The organism is Pedobacter sp. (genome assembly GCF_965227205.1).
Taxonomy (GTDB): Bacteria; Bacteroidota; Bacteroidia; order Sphingobacteriales; family Sphingobacteriaceae; genus Pedobacter.
The window spans coordinates 2,520,523-2,537,037 of sequence record NZ_OZ245727.1; the positions used below are offsets into that span (position 1 = coordinate 2,520,523).

Below are 16,515 nucleotides of genomic sequence, written 5' to 3' on the forward strand. Positions count from 1 at the left end.
AATTGTAAATTTGGAATATACCAAATCCAAATATATGTACCAATTAACAATACCAGCCGACCGTGTAAACGAAACCTTAAGCAAGCATATTTTAGCCGATGGTTTTGATTTAACTTATGATATGGAGAAAAGCCACGGGGCTTATATTTATGATTCGAAATACAACAGAACATTACTTGATTTTTTCACTTGTTTTGCATCAGTTCCATTAGGATATAACCACCCTAAAATGGTTAACGATGAAAATTTTAAGAAAAGTTTATTACAGGCAGCCATTGCAAATCCATCAAACTCTGATGTTTACACACAACAATATGCTCAGTTTGTAGATACTTTTTCAAAAGTTGGTATTCCTGATTATTTGCCCCATGCGTTTTTTATTGCCGGTGGTTCACTGGCTGTAGAAAATGCTATTAAAGTTGCAATGGACTGGAAGGTGCAGAAAAATTTTGCAAAAGGCTATACTGCTGAAAAAGGTTTTAAAGTGCTTCACTTTGAAAAAGCTTTTCACGGTAGAAGCGGCTATACGCTAAGTTTAACCAATACTTTACCCGATAAAACAAAATGGTTTGCCAAATTTGATTGGCCAAGAGTAAGTACGCCGCAGGTGAAATTTCCTTTAGAAGGCGATAATTTAAATAACGCTATACAAACTGAAGAAACCTCTATTGAGCAAATTAAAAAAGCTTTCGCTGAGCATAAAGATGAAATTTGCGCAATTATTATAGAACCTATCCAAAGCGAAGGTGGTGATAACCACTTAAGGGAAGAGTTTTTAATTCAACTAAAAAGTCTTGCTGACGAAAACGAGGCATTTTTAATTTACGATGAAGTACAAACTGGTGTTGGTTTAACAGGTAAATTCTGGTGTCATCAGCATTACAGCGAAGCAGCCCGACCAGATATTGTAGCTTTTGGAAAAAAGATGCAGGTATGCGGTATTTTGGTTGGCGATAAAGTAAATCAAATAGAAACAAATGTTTTTAAAGTACCAAGCCGTATAAATTCTACATGGGGTGGCAACTTGGTTGATATGGTGCGTTCAACACAAATTTTGCAAATTGTTGATGAAGATAAGCTTTGCGAAAACGCTACAAATCAAGGCCTATATTTAAAAAATGAGTTGGCAAAACTTGCTCAAAAATTCGACAAAATGAGTAATGTTCGCGGTAGAGGATTGCTTTGTTCTTTCGATTTTCCTGATAAAGATATGCGTAATGCTTTTATATCAAAAGGTATTGAAAATAATGTGATGTTTTTAGGTTGCGGAGATAAAACAATACGTTTCCGTCCGGCGCTTTGTATAGAGCAAAAACATATTGACGAAGGCTTGACGGTTATGGAAAAAATATTGCCTTTATTGTAGGCATGAATAAAAAAACTTCATCCTACATATTAACCATTGGCATTTTAATACTCTTAGGTTTTATTATTAAAGGTACTTTTAACCAGCCTGGCATAGAAGATATGCAGGCTGGTTTTAAAGAAATTTCTAAATACAGAAACGCAAATAATACCGGCCCTGTTCAAAGAATTTACGCTGTTACAGTTAAAGATTCCATCTGGAAAGAAATGGAAGATTATGGCAATATTATGCCGCACACAAAATATGGAAACACAAAAGTTTACTTTTTTAAAGAAGGAACAAACGTTCCATTAACATTGCAGCCGGGCGATGTAAACTTCGATGCAGAATTTAATAAAAATTGCATTGCCCTGTACGAAAAAAGCGCAATGAGTCAGGTTGCTTTTAACAAGTATCCATTTAATTAAAGGTATTTTGAAGAAAAAGCGCTTTTTCAACATTGAAATTTCCAACGTTCAAACACTACAACATTCAAACAATTTTAAATCCTCTCAACTTTACAACATTCCAACAATTTTGAAGCAACTATTGCTTAAATTCGCCCCATGGCAAAAATATCAATTAACCTTGCTACAGGTTCGTTTCAAAAGGAAGAAATTATAGTTGGAATAGATTTAGGCACTACCAATAGTTTGGTTGCTTTCATCAATCCCGATAAAAATCCGCAGGTAATTAACGATTCTGGTAAAGGATTATTAGTGCCATCAGTTGTTTATTTCAACAATCAAAATGAAACCGTTGTAGGTAACGAGGCTAAAGAGTTTTTAACTACCGACCCATCGAATACTATATTTTCTGTAAAGCGATTATTAGGTCGCTCTTACAAGGATGTTGCAGAACATAAAGACATTTTTTCTTATAAGATTATTGATGATGATTCTGATTCGTTGGTTAAAATTCAAGCGGGAAACCGTTTTTACACACCGATTGAATTATCTGCAGAGATTTTAAAAGAACTTAAAGCCAGAGCTGAACATGCTTTAAAAACACCTGTAAATAGAGCTGTAATTACCGTTCCTGCATATTTTAACGATAGCCAACGCCAGGCAACACGTGATGCTGGAAAACTTGCGGGTTTAGATGTAATGCGAATTGTTAACGAGCCAACTGCTGCAAGTTTAGCTTACGGAATTGGTTTAGACCCATTGCAACAAAAAACAATCGCTGTTTACGATTTAGGTGGTGGAACTTTCGATGTTTCTATCCTTCAAATTCAAAATGGAATTTTCGAAGTTTTAGCTACAAATGGAAATACTTATTTAGGTGGCGATGATTTTGACAGAGCGATTTTAAATCACTGGATTGAAAAAAATAACCTAGACATTAAAGTTTTAGCTGAAGATAATATCTTGATGCAAACGCTGCGTTTACAGGCTGAAGCCGCTAAGAAAGCATTATCTACCCAAAATTTATATAATGAAAAAGTTGGCGAAATCTGGTGTACTTTAGATAAGCAAACTTTCGAACAATTAATTTCTACAAAAGTTAAAGAAACCATTACAGCCTGTAAAAATGCTTTAAAAGATGCTGATTTAACTTCAGCAGATATTGACGAAGTAATTTTAGTTGGCGGCTCAACGCGTACACCATTTGTAAAACAAGAGGTTGAAAAATTCTTCGGTAAAAAACCTCAAGATAACATTAATCCTGATGAGGTTGTAGCACTTGGAGCAGCCATCCAAGCTGATGTGTTAGCAGGAAATCGTTCTGATATTTTATTGTTAGATGTTACACCACTTTCGTTGGGTATCGAAACTATGGGCGGCTTAATGGATGTAATTATTGCCCGTAATAGTAAAGTTCCAACTAAAGCCGGGCGCCAATATACAACCTCAGTAGACGGACAAGTGAACATGAAAATTTCTGTTTACCAGGGCGAACGCGATTTGGTTAAAGAGAATCGTAAGCTTGCCGAGTTCGATTTAAAAGGAATTCCGGCTATGCCTGCAGGCTTGCCAAAAGTTGATATTAATTTCTTACTAAATGCAGATGGAATTTTAACCGTTCAGGCTATCGAATTACGTTCTGGTGTGAAACAAGAAATTGAAATTACTCCAAGCTACGGTTTAAGCGATGATACAGTAGAAAAAATGCTTTTAGATAGCATCGAACACGCACAAAGTGATGTACAAGAACGTATGCTTATCGAAGCAAGAAGCGAAGGCGAACAATTGCTTTATACTGCAGAACGGTTTATCGAAAAACACTCAGAACATTTAACCGCTGAAGAAATCGCTGAAACTAAAGTTCACATCGAGGCTTTGAAAACTGCTTTAGCATCACAAGAAAAAGATACAATTTTGAAAAAGGCTGATGAATTGAATGAGTTTACCCGTCCGTTTGCAGAACGCGTTATGGATGCGGCAATTTCTACAGCAATGAAGGGAAAGAAAATAGAGTAAAGCCTGGGACTTACTTTTACCGTCATTGCGAGGCACGAAGCAATCTTACAACTATGGATTTTGTTAACTAACGCTTTAAGATTGCTTCGTGCCTCGCAATGACGACCGAATAATCGAATTCTCCCTGATACTTATATTCTTAAATGGAACTTCAATTCCTTCTATAGTAATTACAATCTTTTCTTACCATACATCAAAAATTCTCTGCCCCTAACCCATTAACTTTGTTAAACAAATTTTAGCAATATGGAATTAGGTATCGGTATGTTTGGCGATTTGCAAGTTAACGCAAAAGGAGAAGTTCAACCAGCACAGCAAAGATTACAGGAAATTATCGAAGAAATTAAACTCATGGATGAAGTGGGTTTAGATTTTTATGGCATTGGCGAACACCATCGCCCGGATTATGCAGTTTCTAGTCCTGAAATTATTTTAGCCGCAGCAGCAACGGTTACTAAAAACATTAAGTTAAGCAGTGCGGTATCGGTTTTGAGTTCATCTGATCCGATTAAACTTTACCAAAATTTTGCTACTGTAGATTTAATTTCAAATGGCCGTGCCGAACTTATGGCTGGTCGCGGAAGTTTCATCGAATCCTTTCCTTTGTTTGGCTATAATCTTCAGGATTATGATGAACTTTACGAAGAGAAATTAGACCTTCTTCTAAAAATCAATAAAGAACCAAAAATAACCTGGAAAGGAAAATTTCGTCCAGAACTGGTAAACCAGGAAGTTTTACCACGTGCTGTAAACGATAATTTAAAAATATGGGTAGCTGTTGGTGGTACGCCAGAATCCGTAGAACGTGCGGGTAGATTAGGCTTGCCTGTAATGTTTGCAATAATTGGCGGACAACCAATACAATTTAAACCACTATTCGATTATTACAAAAAAGTTTATCAAGCTTACGGGCATGACATGAATAAATTTGAAGTTGGCGTTCATATGCATTCTTTATTTGGTGATGATAGCCAGGGAATTGCAGATTACTACTATCCACTTTACTCTGCACAAATGAATAGAATTGGTAGAACACGCGGTTGGGCACCATATCAACGCAATCAATTTGATGATGGAACAAGCGACAGCGGAGCTTTAATTATTGGTGATGCAAATCAATCAATAGAAAAAATTCTAGCAATGGAAGAAACTTTTGGTTTAACACGTTTCTCTGCTCACATGGATGTTGGTGGGCCATCACACGCAGCTATGATGAAATCTATTGAAATCTTCGGGACTAAAATTGCTCCAAAAGTTAAAGAAGCTTTAAAGAAGTAAATTACTTGCCATGTTGGCTTCGTGATCTCGTTATTCCCGCAAAGGTGGGAATCTTAAAGCGCCATACAAATCGATTTGAGATTCCAAATTAAATTGGGAATGACGACCGTTCAAAATATAATTTGCTCAATAAAACAAATAATTTTAACAAAATACCTTCGATAAATTTAGACTGATACTTATTTACTCTTCAATAAATCGTTATTTCGACCAGAGTGGAGAAATCTTTTAAATAGCAAACTCTCAGTTCAAAGATTTCTCGGCTGCGCTCGAAATGACGATTAAGCTAAAAACATAAAGTCTAAACTTTATGTTTTTTCAATATTTGTAAAAAAGTGTAAACATAACAGCCAATACACACAGCAAATAAACTTTCGAGCAAAGCAAAAACTGTCATAATTGTTGTAAGAATAATTGCTGCTGTAAGAAAGTTGAATACAAAAGTCGTGGTAATCAAAAGGCAAAAAATAAAGCCCATGGTTGCCGCGAATTTTTTAGGTGCCAAATCTGTCATTTTTGGATTCAAACTCATTGCCTTTGAGATTTTCATTGCAAAACACTTCAAAAAACTAAGTTTTCCATTCGTAAATGCCCTAATTCCAAAATCGAAAGCAAGAAAAAATATTGCCCAATAATTTGAAAATGAAATGCAACAAATTGCAATTATTGCAACCATAAAAGCAATAATCCTCACTACATTTTCATTAATTCTTTCAGCAGAAATTGGACAAGATAAATCCATAAAGTGTTTTTTTTGATTCGAATTTACGAAATTTAGGTTTTCTAAGTTAGCACACATCGATTTTATCTCAATTGGAAACTCAATTCAACATTAGGAACCTTTACACGCCTATACAGCCAACAGTTAAGCAAATGGCCAATGCTGTAAGTTATAACGAGATTCTTCCCGATATCCAACTTCAACCTTATATTTATTGCTTTTGGGAATTAGAAACAAATCAACCTTTAGCGGAGCAATTTAATTACAGAGTTGTGGCCGATGGATGTATTGATATCTTTTTCAACTTAAATAACCCACATGAAAGTTTTATAATGGGCTTTTGTAAAAAATATACGGAGTTTGAGTTGGAGAATGTATTTCATTACATTGGCATTAGGTTTTTGCCGACCATGTTCCCGATGCTTTATAACATCAACGCTAAAGATTTAAGTAATCATGCTCAAAATCTAGATGCTGTTGTACCATCAATTTCTAAGTTTATTTCGGGTAATTTTTCCAATGAATTAGACAAATCTCGAAGAGCTCATTTGCTGAATACTTTTTTTAAAAATTATATTAATCAACATACTTTTACTTACGATAACAGGGTACAGAACGCCATAAATATTATTTTAAAGAATTTCGGCGTACTAAATATCGAAAAAGATTTAGATGTTGGGTTAAGCTCTAGACAACTCCGCAGATTATTCGAATTTTACATCGGCGATAGCCAGAAAACGTTTAGTCAAGTGGTCCGTTTTCAAAATATCTTAAAGGCGAAACCATCCATCCAAAGTTTAAAATCGAACAAGTTATTTTTGGAGCAAGGCTATTACGACCAGGCTCATTTCATCAAGAATTTTAAAAATTTCTACGGTGTAACGCCAAATCACGCATTTCGAAAATAAGTTTGTCCGTTTTTTACAATCTTAGTGTTTTCCTTTTTCTCAATTTTGATTTAAATAATCAGGATTATGAAAAATAGAACTCTAATTCTTTTAATACTATTGTTCTTATGCGGCAATGTATTTTCACAAAATAAGTTAAATCATAAAAAACAACACACCATGAAACTAAATGCAGGAATTGTAACAGACAAAATAGCCGAAAGCAAGGCTTTTTATACCAAGATTTTAAATTTTGGAATCACTTTCGAAAACGAGTTTTATCTGCTTTTACATACACCCGATAAAAGTTCGGAAATCAGTTTTCTTTTGCCTAATCACCCAAGTCAGCAATCATTTTTCCATAAGCCGTTTTTAGGCCAGGGAATGTATTTAACCATCGAGGTTGATAACGTTGATGAAATATATGAGCGAATAAAAAAGCAAAATATTTCTATCAAAATTGAGATTAGAAACGAGCCTTGGGGCGATAGACATTTTGCTATTGAAGACCCAAACGGTGTTGGAATTGATATCGTGACTTATGCTCCACAAGATGAAAAATAATTTCTAGTCTTTTAGTAAGCGATAATTTTTCACTAACCTTGTAAAATTCATTCCTATATTTAGTAAAGCAAATTACGCATCACAAAATAATAGAATGAATAATTCAGAACAATTAAATATACTTTTAATTAAGCTAGAAAATTTATTGCTTAGGCAGCAAGGTTTCGAAGCTGAAATTGAAGCCTTAAAGCGAGAAGTAAAGATTTTACAATCTCCAGACTCTGCCTTTTCTTCGCCAGCAACACCAGCTCCTGCTCCAGCAATAGTTCCGCCACCGAGAAATACGCCTCCAAGTCAGGTTGTTCAGGGTAGTAATGTACCGCCAGTATTTTCAAAAGAAACTTCAACTCCAGTAAACCAACCTCAAAGTAAATTCTCTGAAAGATTTAAACGTGAGAACATGGTTAAATCTGATTTTGAGAAGTTTATTGGCGAAAACCTCATAAGCAAAATCGGAATTTTAATCCTCATCATTGGTGTTGCAATTGGTGCAAAATACGCAATAGACCATGATATGATTAGTCCGTTAACGCGGATAATTTTAGGTTACGCAGTTGGTGGAGGTTTAATGGCTTTTGCTATCAAGCTGAAAGAAAAATATGAAAATTTTTCTGCCGTTTTAGTAAGCGGTGCAATTGCCATCATGTATTTCATCACTTATGCAGCCTACGATTTTTACTCGCTAATTCCTCAGGCTTTAGCTTTTGCATTAATGGTGGTTTTCACATCTTTTACGGTTGTAGCAGCGCTAAAATACAATAAGCAGGTTATTGCACACATTGGCTTAGTTGGCGCTTACGCAGTACCATTTTTATTAAGCGATGGTTCGGGTAAAGTTGGTGTGTTGTTTACTTACATGGCCATTATTAACATTGGAATCCTTATTCTGAGTTTTAAAAAATATTGGAAACCACTTTTTTATGCATCATTCGGCTTAACCTGGCTTATATTTTTAGCCTGGCGGATAGATTTAGCTTCAAATAACAGCTTTTTCGCTCTTTCATTAATTTTCTCAGCAGTATTCTTTATTACTTTTTATATTACCAATCTGGCTTATAAAGTAACTAAAAAAGAAATATTTGGCTTTAGTGATGTTGTTATTTTACTACTAAACAGCTTTGTTTATTATGGCATTGGCTATTTTATCCTATCAGAAAACAAGAATAGTGTAGAGTTATTAGGCTTGTTTACATTAGCCAATGCAGTTATTCACTTTGTGGTAAGCTTAATTATTTACAAGAAAAAACTAGCCGACAAAAACCTGTTTTATTTGATTTTGGCAATGGTAATTACCTTTATCACGATGGCTGTACCAGTTCAATTAAATGGTGGTTGGGTAACTATTTTTTGGTCGGTTGAAGCTGCTGTATTGCTTTATTTGGGCAGGGTTAAGAATATCGCGATATACGAAAAACTTTCTTTTCCGTTGATATTTCTAGCGTTTTTAAGTCTTATAGAAGATTGGACAACAACCTACGATTTGAATGCATATTATACTTCTATCACTCCTATTTTAAATGTTGGTTTCTTAACTGCTGGTATTTTTATAATAAGCTTTATCTGGATGCTTGTTGTGAGCAGAAAAGAAGATGAAAAACCTGCAGAGTGGCCTTGGATGAGAACTATTCTCACCTATGCTCTTCCATCTATTTTACTTTTTGTAGCTTATTTTACTTTTAAATTCGAGATTACTAAGTTTTTTAATAACCTAATTGAGCAGAGTAAAATTAATACCACTCCAAATGCAAAACCTGGGTATGGTAGCATAGAATACAATTACAACTACGAAACACTTAATGTAGCTTGGATTTACATTTATACTTTAATTTTTGCATCTGTATTAACGTATTTCAACATTAAAAAAATTAAGAATAAGGAACTTGCAGTTGCTAACTTGGTTCTTAATCTTTTAGTTGTAGTGGTGTTTTTAACTCACGGACTTTATACCTTAAGTGAATTAAGAGACAATTACTTGCATCCAGTTCAAAATTTCTTCAACATAAATAGTTTTAATATTGGCATTAGGTATCTCTCTTTTGCATTTTTTGCACTCTTGATTATTCAATGTTACCAATTACAAAAATCTACGTTGTTGAAGAAAGGTTTTACAACCATGTTCGATTTTTTTCTTTACATCACCGTTTTGTGGGTTTTAAGTAGCGAATTGATTAATATTTTAGAACTATCTGGAACCGAAGAAAGCTATAAATTAGGCTTAAGTATTCTTTGGGGAGTTTATTCATTAGCGTTGATAAGTATCGGCCTCGCGAAAAACAAAAAACATCTTCGTATTGGTGCAATGGTTTTATTCGGAATCACGTTAGTTAAACTTTTCTTTTACGATATCTATAGCTTGGGTACAATTGCAAAAACCATTGTTTTCGTGTCGTTAGGAGTGCTTTTACTTATAATATCTTTCCTTTATAACAAATACAAACATTTAATTATTGATGATGCTAAAGCTGAAAATTAAACTATTTGCATTAATACTGCTTTGTGGAAACTTTGCTATTGCTCAAACCAACCAGTATAAATATCAACGTAAACTTGATGGTATTAATAACAACTGGCATATTCTAAAATTGCCTGAAAATTTATATCAAAACACTAATAACGACCTGAGCGATTTAAGAATTTATGGTATCAAAGGAAAAGATACGCTAGAAATGCCATATCTATTAAAGCTACGCAGCGACGAAGTGAAAACACACGATGTGGATTTTAAACGCCTTAACCAAACATCAAATAACGGCGATTATTTTTTCACTTTTCAGCCTAATAAATTATCAGTTATTAATAAAATAGATCTGAGTTTTAAACAGCAAAACTTTGATTGGAAAGCTGCGCTTGAAGGAAGTAACGATAACAATCAATGGTTTAGCATTGTAAAGGAAAGTCGTATTTTAAGTATAAAAAATACCAGTACAGACTACAATTTCACAAAAATTTCCTTTCCCGATGCAAAATACGCTTATTATCGAGTGAGTATTAAAAGCAATGTGCAACCCGAATTATTAAGCGCAAAAATAACACAGAGTGATACAACAAAAGGCGTTTACCAAATGTATTTACCAACACAAATCTCAACGGTAAATAATGAAAAAACTAAAGAATCAGAGATTACAGTTTCGGTAAAACAGCCATCTTTGATATCAAATCTAGTGCTACAAGAAGCTAGTCAGCACGATTTTTTTCGTCCAATAAAAATTGAATATGCTACCGATAGTTTTAAAACTGATAAAGGCATGCAATACCAATATGCAACCCTTTTCGAAGGCACTTTCAGCTCTTTAGAAAAAGCTAGCTATAGCTTTAATAACACAATGCTGTCTCAACTAAAAATCACAATAGAAAACGGCGACAACCAGCCTCTAAATGTTGTTGGTATAACACTTCAAGGAAACATCTACGAATTAGTAACCCGTTTTGATGAACCAAACATGAATTACTTTTTGTATTACGGCAATAAAAATGCTGTCACTCCAAATTACGACCTTGCAAAATTTGAAAGTAAAATCCCAGAGAATTTAACCTCAATAAACATTAAGGAAGAACAGAAAAACCCAGCTTATTCAATAAAAATAGAAAAGCCATTATTCGAAAACAAAGTATGGTTATGGGCTTTAATGGCGATTATTATTGCGCTTTTGGGCTGGTTTTCTTTTAAAATGCTTAAGAATTAGAAGATTTATTTAATCGAGAAATTAATGCTCCCTAATCCAACAGTAGAAAAACTTTATGCTAATGCTAAATTAAGCAAGATAGAACTTAGCAACATAGTTGATGCTTATGAAAGAATTGAACTGAAAAAGGGCAATTTCTTATTAGAAGAAGGACAAATAGCAAATCAATACTATTGTTTAGAGCGTGGTTTAATAAGGTCGTTTGTAAACAATTACAAAGGCGATGAGATTACGACAAACTTTTTTGGTACAAACGAAATTGTTATTGAAGTAGCATCATTATTTCAAAGAATTCCAACGAAAGAAAATATTCAGGCTTTAACAGATTGTGTATGTTGGAAAATTGATTTTGATGCTTTTCAAAAGTTTTTCCATTCCATTGAAGGTTTTAGAGAATGGGGACGAAGTTATCTTTCTGGGAGTTTATTTCATTTCAAGCAAAGGTCGATATCTATGATTACAGATTCTGCTACAGACAGATATTTAGATTTGTTAAAACAAAAACCAGAAATTTTAAAACATGCTGCTTTAAAACACATTGCTACCTATTTAGGCATAACGGATACATCCTTAAGTAGAATTAGAAAGGAAATTTTTAAATAACGTTTTCTTGCCATATGGCAAGTTAAGTACGGTTTCGTTATGTTATTTTTGAATAAAAAGAAATGGCAGAAAACTTACCCAATTGGATAAACTATGTATTTTTAATTATTGTTGGTTTAACATTGTTATTCTTTTACATTTCAAATGGGAAACCATTCAAACTAATTATTTTTTTATCTGTATTGTCAATTGTGCAATTGGTACTTGCATTTAATGGTTTTTACAAAATTACAGATACCTTTCCACCAAGACTAATATTCATATTCGCACCTAATATCGTTTTGCTGATTTTTGGATTATTACCCAAGCAATTAGAATATGTTTTTAAGCATAGGAATTTAAAAGTTAGCACCTTTTTGCATACCATTAGATTTTTTATCGAAATTATTCTTTACCAGTTATTCATAAATAAATTGATTCCAGAATTGATGACTTTTACTGGAAGAAACTTTGATATTTTCGCAGGATTAACGGCACCAATAATTGCTTTTCTGATTACTAAAAAGAAAATTGGTAATAAAGCCTTAATTTTGTGGAACTTTATATGTTTAGGTTTAGTCTTATTTATACTGATTAATGGTGTATTATCATCGCAAACACCATTTCAGCAATTTGGATTTGAACAACCAAACGTTGCGATATTATACTTTCCATTTATACTGTTACCATCAACAATTGTCCCTCTTGTTGTTTACACGCACATTACCGATCTCTTATTTTTAATCAAAAAAACAAAACATGAAGAACATTTTTCAACCCTCGGTAACTAACGAAGTAATCGAAAGAATTAACCAATTACAGCCTAATACACCACAACTTTGGGGCAAAATGAATGCATCAAAAATGCTGGCACATTGTAATGTTAGCTATGAATTGGTGTATGATAATAAACATCCAAAACCTAACGCTTTAATGAAATTGATTATGAAAGCACTTGTGAAAAACATTGTTGTAAACGAAAAACCATATAAAAGAAATAGCCAGACTGCCCCATCATTTTTAATTGCTGATGAGAAGGAATTCGAGAAAGAAAAAACTCGATTAATTGATTATTTGAATAAGACTCAACAATTAGGCGAAAGTTATTTCGATGGAAAAGAATCCCATTCATTTGGAAAACTTACAAAAACCGAGTGGAATAATATGTTTTACAAACATTTAGACCATCATTTGGGTCAGTTTGGTATTTAAAAATGTCTCGATTGCCCTTTAATAAGTCTTCTTTTTAACCATAATAAACGAAATTGATGCTTAACTTGTATAGATAAAATTCTAACCAAAACAAGTATGTCAAAACCACTAGTTACCTGTCTTTTGTTTGATGGACAAGCAGAGACAGCAGCAAAATTTTATTGTACAGTTTTCAAAAATTCAAAAATTACTCAGGTAACACCCATGGTTGTTACTTTTGAATTAAATGGCAGTAAATTTATGGGGCTAAACGGCGGACCCGAGTTAAAATTTGATGAGGCAATTTCATTTATGATAAGTTGTGATACACAAGATGAAATAGATTATTATTGGGAAACTTTTACCAAAGACGGTGGCGCTGAAAGTATGTGTGGTTGGGTTAAAGACAAGTTTGGAGTTTCCTGGCAAATTGTACCTGCTAATATTGCAGAATTGCTATCGAACCCTGAAAAAGCTGCAAGAGTTATGGATGTTGTTATGCAAATGAAAAAATTGGATATAGCCAAAATTGAAAATGCTTAAATAACCTAATTACATTAAATGAAAAGATTAACGATAATTTCCGCGTTAACCATCCCACTTATTCTTTGTACTTCCTGGGGTTTCTTTGCGCATCAAAGAATTAATAATCTTGCTGTGTTTACGTTACCTGCGGGAATGATTTCTTTCTATAAAAAGAATATCAAATATATAACAGAACATGCTGTAGACCCAGATAAAAGACGATATGCTGATACATTGGAAGCACCGAGACACTATCTTGATGTTGAAAATTATGAAAAGCATATCGACAGTATTCCTGAAAAATGGAATGATGCTGTTGCAAAATATGGAGAAAAAAAGCTCAACACAGATGGTATTGTTCCATGGCAAATTCAGCGTACTTATTATAGTTTGGTTAAAGCATTCGAGAATCGAGATTCTATTAAAATTTTAAAATATTCTGCAGATTTAGGTCATTACATTGGTGATGCACATGTACCTTTGCATACAACATCAAACCATAATGGTCAACTAACTAATCAAGTTGGCATTCATGCTTTTTGGGAAAGCAGATTGCCTGAACTCTTTCATACTAACTATAATTTTGTTGTTGGTAAAGCGACTTATATAGAAAACCCGTTAAAAGAAGCCTGGAAAATTGTTAAACATACCAATACTCTGGTTGATACCGTCTTGAGATTCGAATCACAATTAGCTTCAAACTTTCCATCTGATAAAAAATATAGTTTTTCTGAAAGGAATAACACGGTTTTAAAGCAATATTCTGTTGCTTATTCAAAGGCTTATCACGATAAAATGGAGCATATGGTAGAGAAGCAAATGCGTTCTGCAATTTTAAAAATTGGTTCTTATTGGTTTTCTGCATGGGTAGATGCTGGTCAGCCAGAACTAAAAAACCTAACTAAAGTTGAACCGAAAGCAGATGAAAAAAAAGCTGAGGCTGAAACGGAGAAAAAATTCCTAAAAGGATTTCCAATTGGTAGAGAGATTTAGTATCTAAAAACAAAAGGCAAGAATTACTTCTTGCCTTTTGTTTTTTTATCTTTTAAGATTAATTTTTAGAATCGTCTCCCTCAATAATTTCTTCAATTTTTTTAGGTTGCAATTTACTTTTTATTGCTGCCCAAATTGCCGGAACAAAAGTTACAACTGCAATGAAAACGATAACCAATTCAAAATTATTTTTAATAATTGGAATTTGGCCCAATACAAAACCTCCTAATAATAAAGCTACAATCCATGAAACTCCACCAATAATGTTGAAGTAAGTAAACCTACCAAAAGGCATTTTAGCAATACCCGCAACAAAAGGTGCAATGGTTCTGAAAATAGGTAAAAAGCGACTAAAGATTATTGCTTTACCACCATGCTTTTCAAAAAACTCATGCGATTGTTCGTAATATTTAAGTTTTAAAATCTTGTTTTCTTCTTTAAAAACACCAGCACCTAAAACGCTACCCAATTTAAAGTTTACTGTATTACCTAAAATTGCTGCAACAATTAAAATAATTAGCATTACCCAAATATTTAAACCAGTTTCGTGCTCACCTGCAATTAGCGCACCCATTGCGAATAGTAAAGAATCGCCTGGCAAAAAAGGCATTACAACTAAACCAGTTTCAGCAAAAATGATAAGGAATAAGATTAAATAAGTCCAGGTTTGGTAATCGTTCACGATTTGAGCCAAATGAACATCAATGTGAAGTATGAAATCTAAGAGTTGTTGTAGTAATTCCAATTGTATATGATTTTGGGCAAAAGTAGGAATATCAAATTGATTTAAAGATTATTCTGAATTTATTAGCAGAAATTTAATTACTACTGACAATAATGCGTTCTCTCAACTTGCCTTTTCTACTGCCTTTATTTATACCATCGATAAGAATTGTGTTATTACTTCCCTTTACAAAATTTGTGAATGGAATGGTATCAATTACATTTACCGAATCTAAAAGGTTTAAATATATATCGGAGGTTTTATTTGCAGGAAGTTTTACATAACCTGAATTTTCACCAAGACCTAAAATTTTAGAGAATGTTGATGACTGACTTCGGATACTAACTTTTGAATTTAAAGTGTAACCGTGGTTAATAAAAAACAATCTTACTGATGCAGTATCGCGTGATAAATTATCCTCTAATACAGTAAGTACAGAATCAGTTGCAGTGGTTTTGCTATAATAAACAGAATAGTTTTTACCAACGCCCAATGAAAATTTTATTGAATCACTAACAATTTGTGTTGCTGTATTTTTAGCAAGAATGCTATACTCTTTATCACCAAACATAGTAATATAACTACTATTACTGCCATAGCCAACTCCTGTAGCAGCCCGAATACCGTTTAAATAAAAATCCTGAGCTTTTTCATCGATTATGTTGATAAACCTAACCTTTGTATCGTAGGTGTTAGTGTTCTCGTTTTTAACGCAACTTACCAAACACAAAGTAAGTGCAAAAAGAGCAAATGAAAGTTTGAGAAACGCTGATAATTTAATTTTCATGCGTAATTATAAATGTTCTTTTCAAAGATAGCCTTTGTAACTTGAATTGTAGATGAAACTGATTAACTAATTATCAACTATCAGATGTGCTTCCAAGGTTGCAGCTGTTAAGCCACTAAGCCAGATTGTATAAATTTTGCCAGGTAATAAATCGGCAGCCGGAATTGTTTTTATACTACCAGAACCAACAACATTATACCTTAAAGCCGCACCACTTTCAACAGTAAAATAATTAGAAGCTTCTTTAAACAATAAAGCATTAATAAATGGTGAGCCAGTTTGAATGCTTACGTTAACGCCTGTGTTAAAATATGGTGTTAAGTTAACCACTCTAATTTTTGCAGCAGTCATATCAGATATACTTAAATTATCTTCATAATTTACGATTTCTTTCTTGCCATCTCTATCTGCAACTAAAAAAGTGCTATAAGTTAATGATGGTGTAAAATTTAAATTGGTATCTGTATTTAAATTATTAGAACCTACAAAACTGATGCTCCTACTGCCTGATTGTATTTTTGCATATTCACTCGTTTCACCAAATGATAATGCTGTTGTAGTCATTTTTGAATTATCAATATAAACCTCTTGCTTAATTTCGCTTTGCACAGCATTTATAACTTTTATTTTTGCCTGACCTTGCACAACAACATTTGGATCGTGCTTTTTACAACACAATAAAAACACAGAAAATGCTAGAAATAAAAAAATAAACGGCTTAAAAGATTGGTGAGTAGAGCTTTTCATAAATAGATGTATTTGGCTTAAATAAAAATGGCTTGGTTCAAAAACCAAGCCATTTTTATTATATG

17 protein-coding genes are annotated in these 16,515 nt (G+C 33.3%); 13 read left to right on the forward strand and 4 right to left on the reverse strand.

The annotated features are described in order from the left end of the window. The first annotated feature begins 34 nt into the window (after positions 1–34). The 4 genes from lat to ACO05K_RS10600 all read left to right on the forward strand — a co-directional run bounded on the left by lat (position 35) and on the right by ACO05K_RS10600 (position 5,046). Positions 35–1,366: an L-lysine 6-transaminase gene (lat, locus tag ACO05K_RS10585; protein WP_421944413.1), complete on the forward strand. Its 1,332-nt coding sequence runs from the start codon at positions 35–37 to the stop codon at positions 1,364–1,366. A gap of 2 nt (positions 1,367–1,368) precedes the next feature. Then, complete coding sequence (locus ACO05K_RS10590; protein ID WP_421944414.1) at positions 1,369–1,773, forward strand: hypothetical protein; 405 nt, start codon at positions 1,369–1,371, stop codon at positions 1,771–1,773. A gap of 138 nt (positions 1,774–1,911) precedes the next feature. Continuing rightward, positions 1,912–3,768 (forward strand): Fe-S protein assembly chaperone HscA, encoded by a 1,857-nt coding sequence (gene hscA / locus ACO05K_RS10595; RefSeq protein ID WP_421944415.1) that lies wholly within the window; start codon positions 1,912–1,914, stop codon positions 3,766–3,768. A gap of 246 nt (positions 3,769–4,014) precedes the next feature. Beyond that, positions 4,015–5,046, forward strand: coding sequence for an LLM class flavin-dependent oxidoreductase (locus tag ACO05K_RS10600; RefSeq protein ID WP_421944416.1), 1,032 nt, complete (start codon positions 4,015–4,017; stop codon positions 5,044–5,046). Positions 5,047–5,347: 301 nt separating this feature from the next. On the opposite strand, the gene ACO05K_RS10605 is transcribed toward ACO05K_RS10600, so the two are convergent. Further along, positions 5,348–5,788: a DUF4395 domain-containing protein gene (locus ACO05K_RS10605; RefSeq protein WP_421944417.1), complete on the reverse strand. Its 441-nt coding sequence runs from the start codon at positions 5,786–5,788 to the stop codon at positions 5,348–5,350. A gap of 71 nt (positions 5,789–5,859) precedes the next feature. Between ACO05K_RS10605 and ACO05K_RS10610 the strand changes: the two genes are divergently transcribed. From ACO05K_RS10610 to ACO05K_RS10650, 9 genes are all read left to right on the forward strand, one after another. Next, a complete protein-coding gene (locus ACO05K_RS10610; RefSeq protein ID WP_421944418.1) occupies positions 5,860–6,675 on the forward strand; it encodes an AraC family transcriptional regulator in 816 nt (271 codons plus the stop codon). Between the two features lie 66 nt (positions 6,676–6,741). Continuing rightward, a complete protein-coding gene (locus ACO05K_RS10615; protein WP_421944419.1) occupies positions 6,742–7,218 on the forward strand; it encodes a VOC family protein in 477 nt (158 codons plus the stop codon). Positions 7,219–7,312: 94 nt separating this feature from the next. Then, positions 7,313–9,691 (forward strand): DUF2339 domain-containing protein, encoded by a 2,379-nt coding sequence (locus ACO05K_RS10620; protein ID WP_421944420.1) that lies wholly within the window; start codon positions 7,313–7,315, stop codon positions 9,689–9,691. Continuing rightward, positions 9,669–10,901 carry a DUF3999 family protein gene (locus ACO05K_RS10625; protein ID WP_421944421.1) on the forward strand — a complete coding sequence of 411 codons (1,233 nt, stop codon included), beginning with the start codon at positions 9,669–9,671 and terminating at the stop codon, positions 10,899–10,901. Before ACO05K_RS10620 ends, ACO05K_RS10625 begins: the two co-directional genes overlap by 23 nt. A 24-nt stretch (positions 10,902–10,925) precedes the next feature. Further along, complete coding sequence (locus ACO05K_RS10630; protein ID WP_421944422.1) at positions 10,926–11,504, forward strand: Crp/Fnr family transcriptional regulator; 579 nt, start codon at positions 10,926–10,928, stop codon at positions 11,502–11,504. Positions 11,505–11,566: 62 nt separating this feature from the next. Beyond that, positions 11,567–12,274, forward strand: a complete 708-nt coding sequence (locus ACO05K_RS10635; protein ID WP_421944423.1) for a hypothetical protein — start codon at positions 11,567–11,569, stop codon at positions 12,272–12,274. Next, positions 12,243–12,695 (forward strand): DUF1569 domain-containing protein, encoded by a 453-nt coding sequence (locus ACO05K_RS10640; protein ID WP_421944424.1) that lies wholly within the window; start codon positions 12,243–12,245, stop codon positions 12,693–12,695. Before ACO05K_RS10635 ends, ACO05K_RS10640 begins: the two co-directional genes overlap by 32 nt. A 96-nt stretch (positions 12,696–12,791) precedes the next feature. Then, positions 12,792–13,217: a VOC family protein gene (locus tag ACO05K_RS10645; RefSeq protein WP_421944425.1), complete on the forward strand. Its 426-nt coding sequence runs from the start codon at positions 12,792–12,794 to the stop codon at positions 13,215–13,217. A gap of 18 nt (positions 13,218–13,235) precedes the next feature. Continuing rightward, complete coding sequence (locus tag ACO05K_RS10650; protein WP_421944426.1) at positions 13,236–14,192, forward strand: zinc dependent phospholipase C family protein; 957 nt, start codon at positions 13,236–13,238, stop codon at positions 14,190–14,192. A 58-nt stretch (positions 14,193–14,250) separates the two neighbouring features. Here ACO05K_RS10650 and ACO05K_RS10655 read toward each other — a convergent pair whose 3' ends face one another. From ACO05K_RS10655 to ACO05K_RS10665, 3 genes are all read right to left on the reverse strand, one after another. After that, complete coding sequence (locus tag ACO05K_RS10655) at positions 14,251–14,937, reverse strand: DedA family protein (protein WP_421944427.1); 687 nt, start codon at positions 14,935–14,937, stop codon at positions 14,251–14,253. A 73-nt stretch (positions 14,938–15,010) separates the two neighbouring features. Continuing rightward, on the reverse strand, positions 15,011–15,703 hold the full coding sequence (locus ACO05K_RS10660) for a DUF4397 domain-containing protein (RefSeq protein WP_421944428.1): 693 nt from the start codon (positions 15,701–15,703) through the stop codon (positions 15,011–15,013). Positions 15,704–15,769: 66 nt separating this feature from the next. Then, entirely contained in the window at positions 15,770–16,450 is a 681-nt protein-coding gene (locus ACO05K_RS10665; RefSeq protein ID WP_421944429.1) for a DUF4397 domain-containing protein, read from the reverse strand. Between the last annotated feature and the right edge of the window lie 65 nt (positions 16,451–16,515).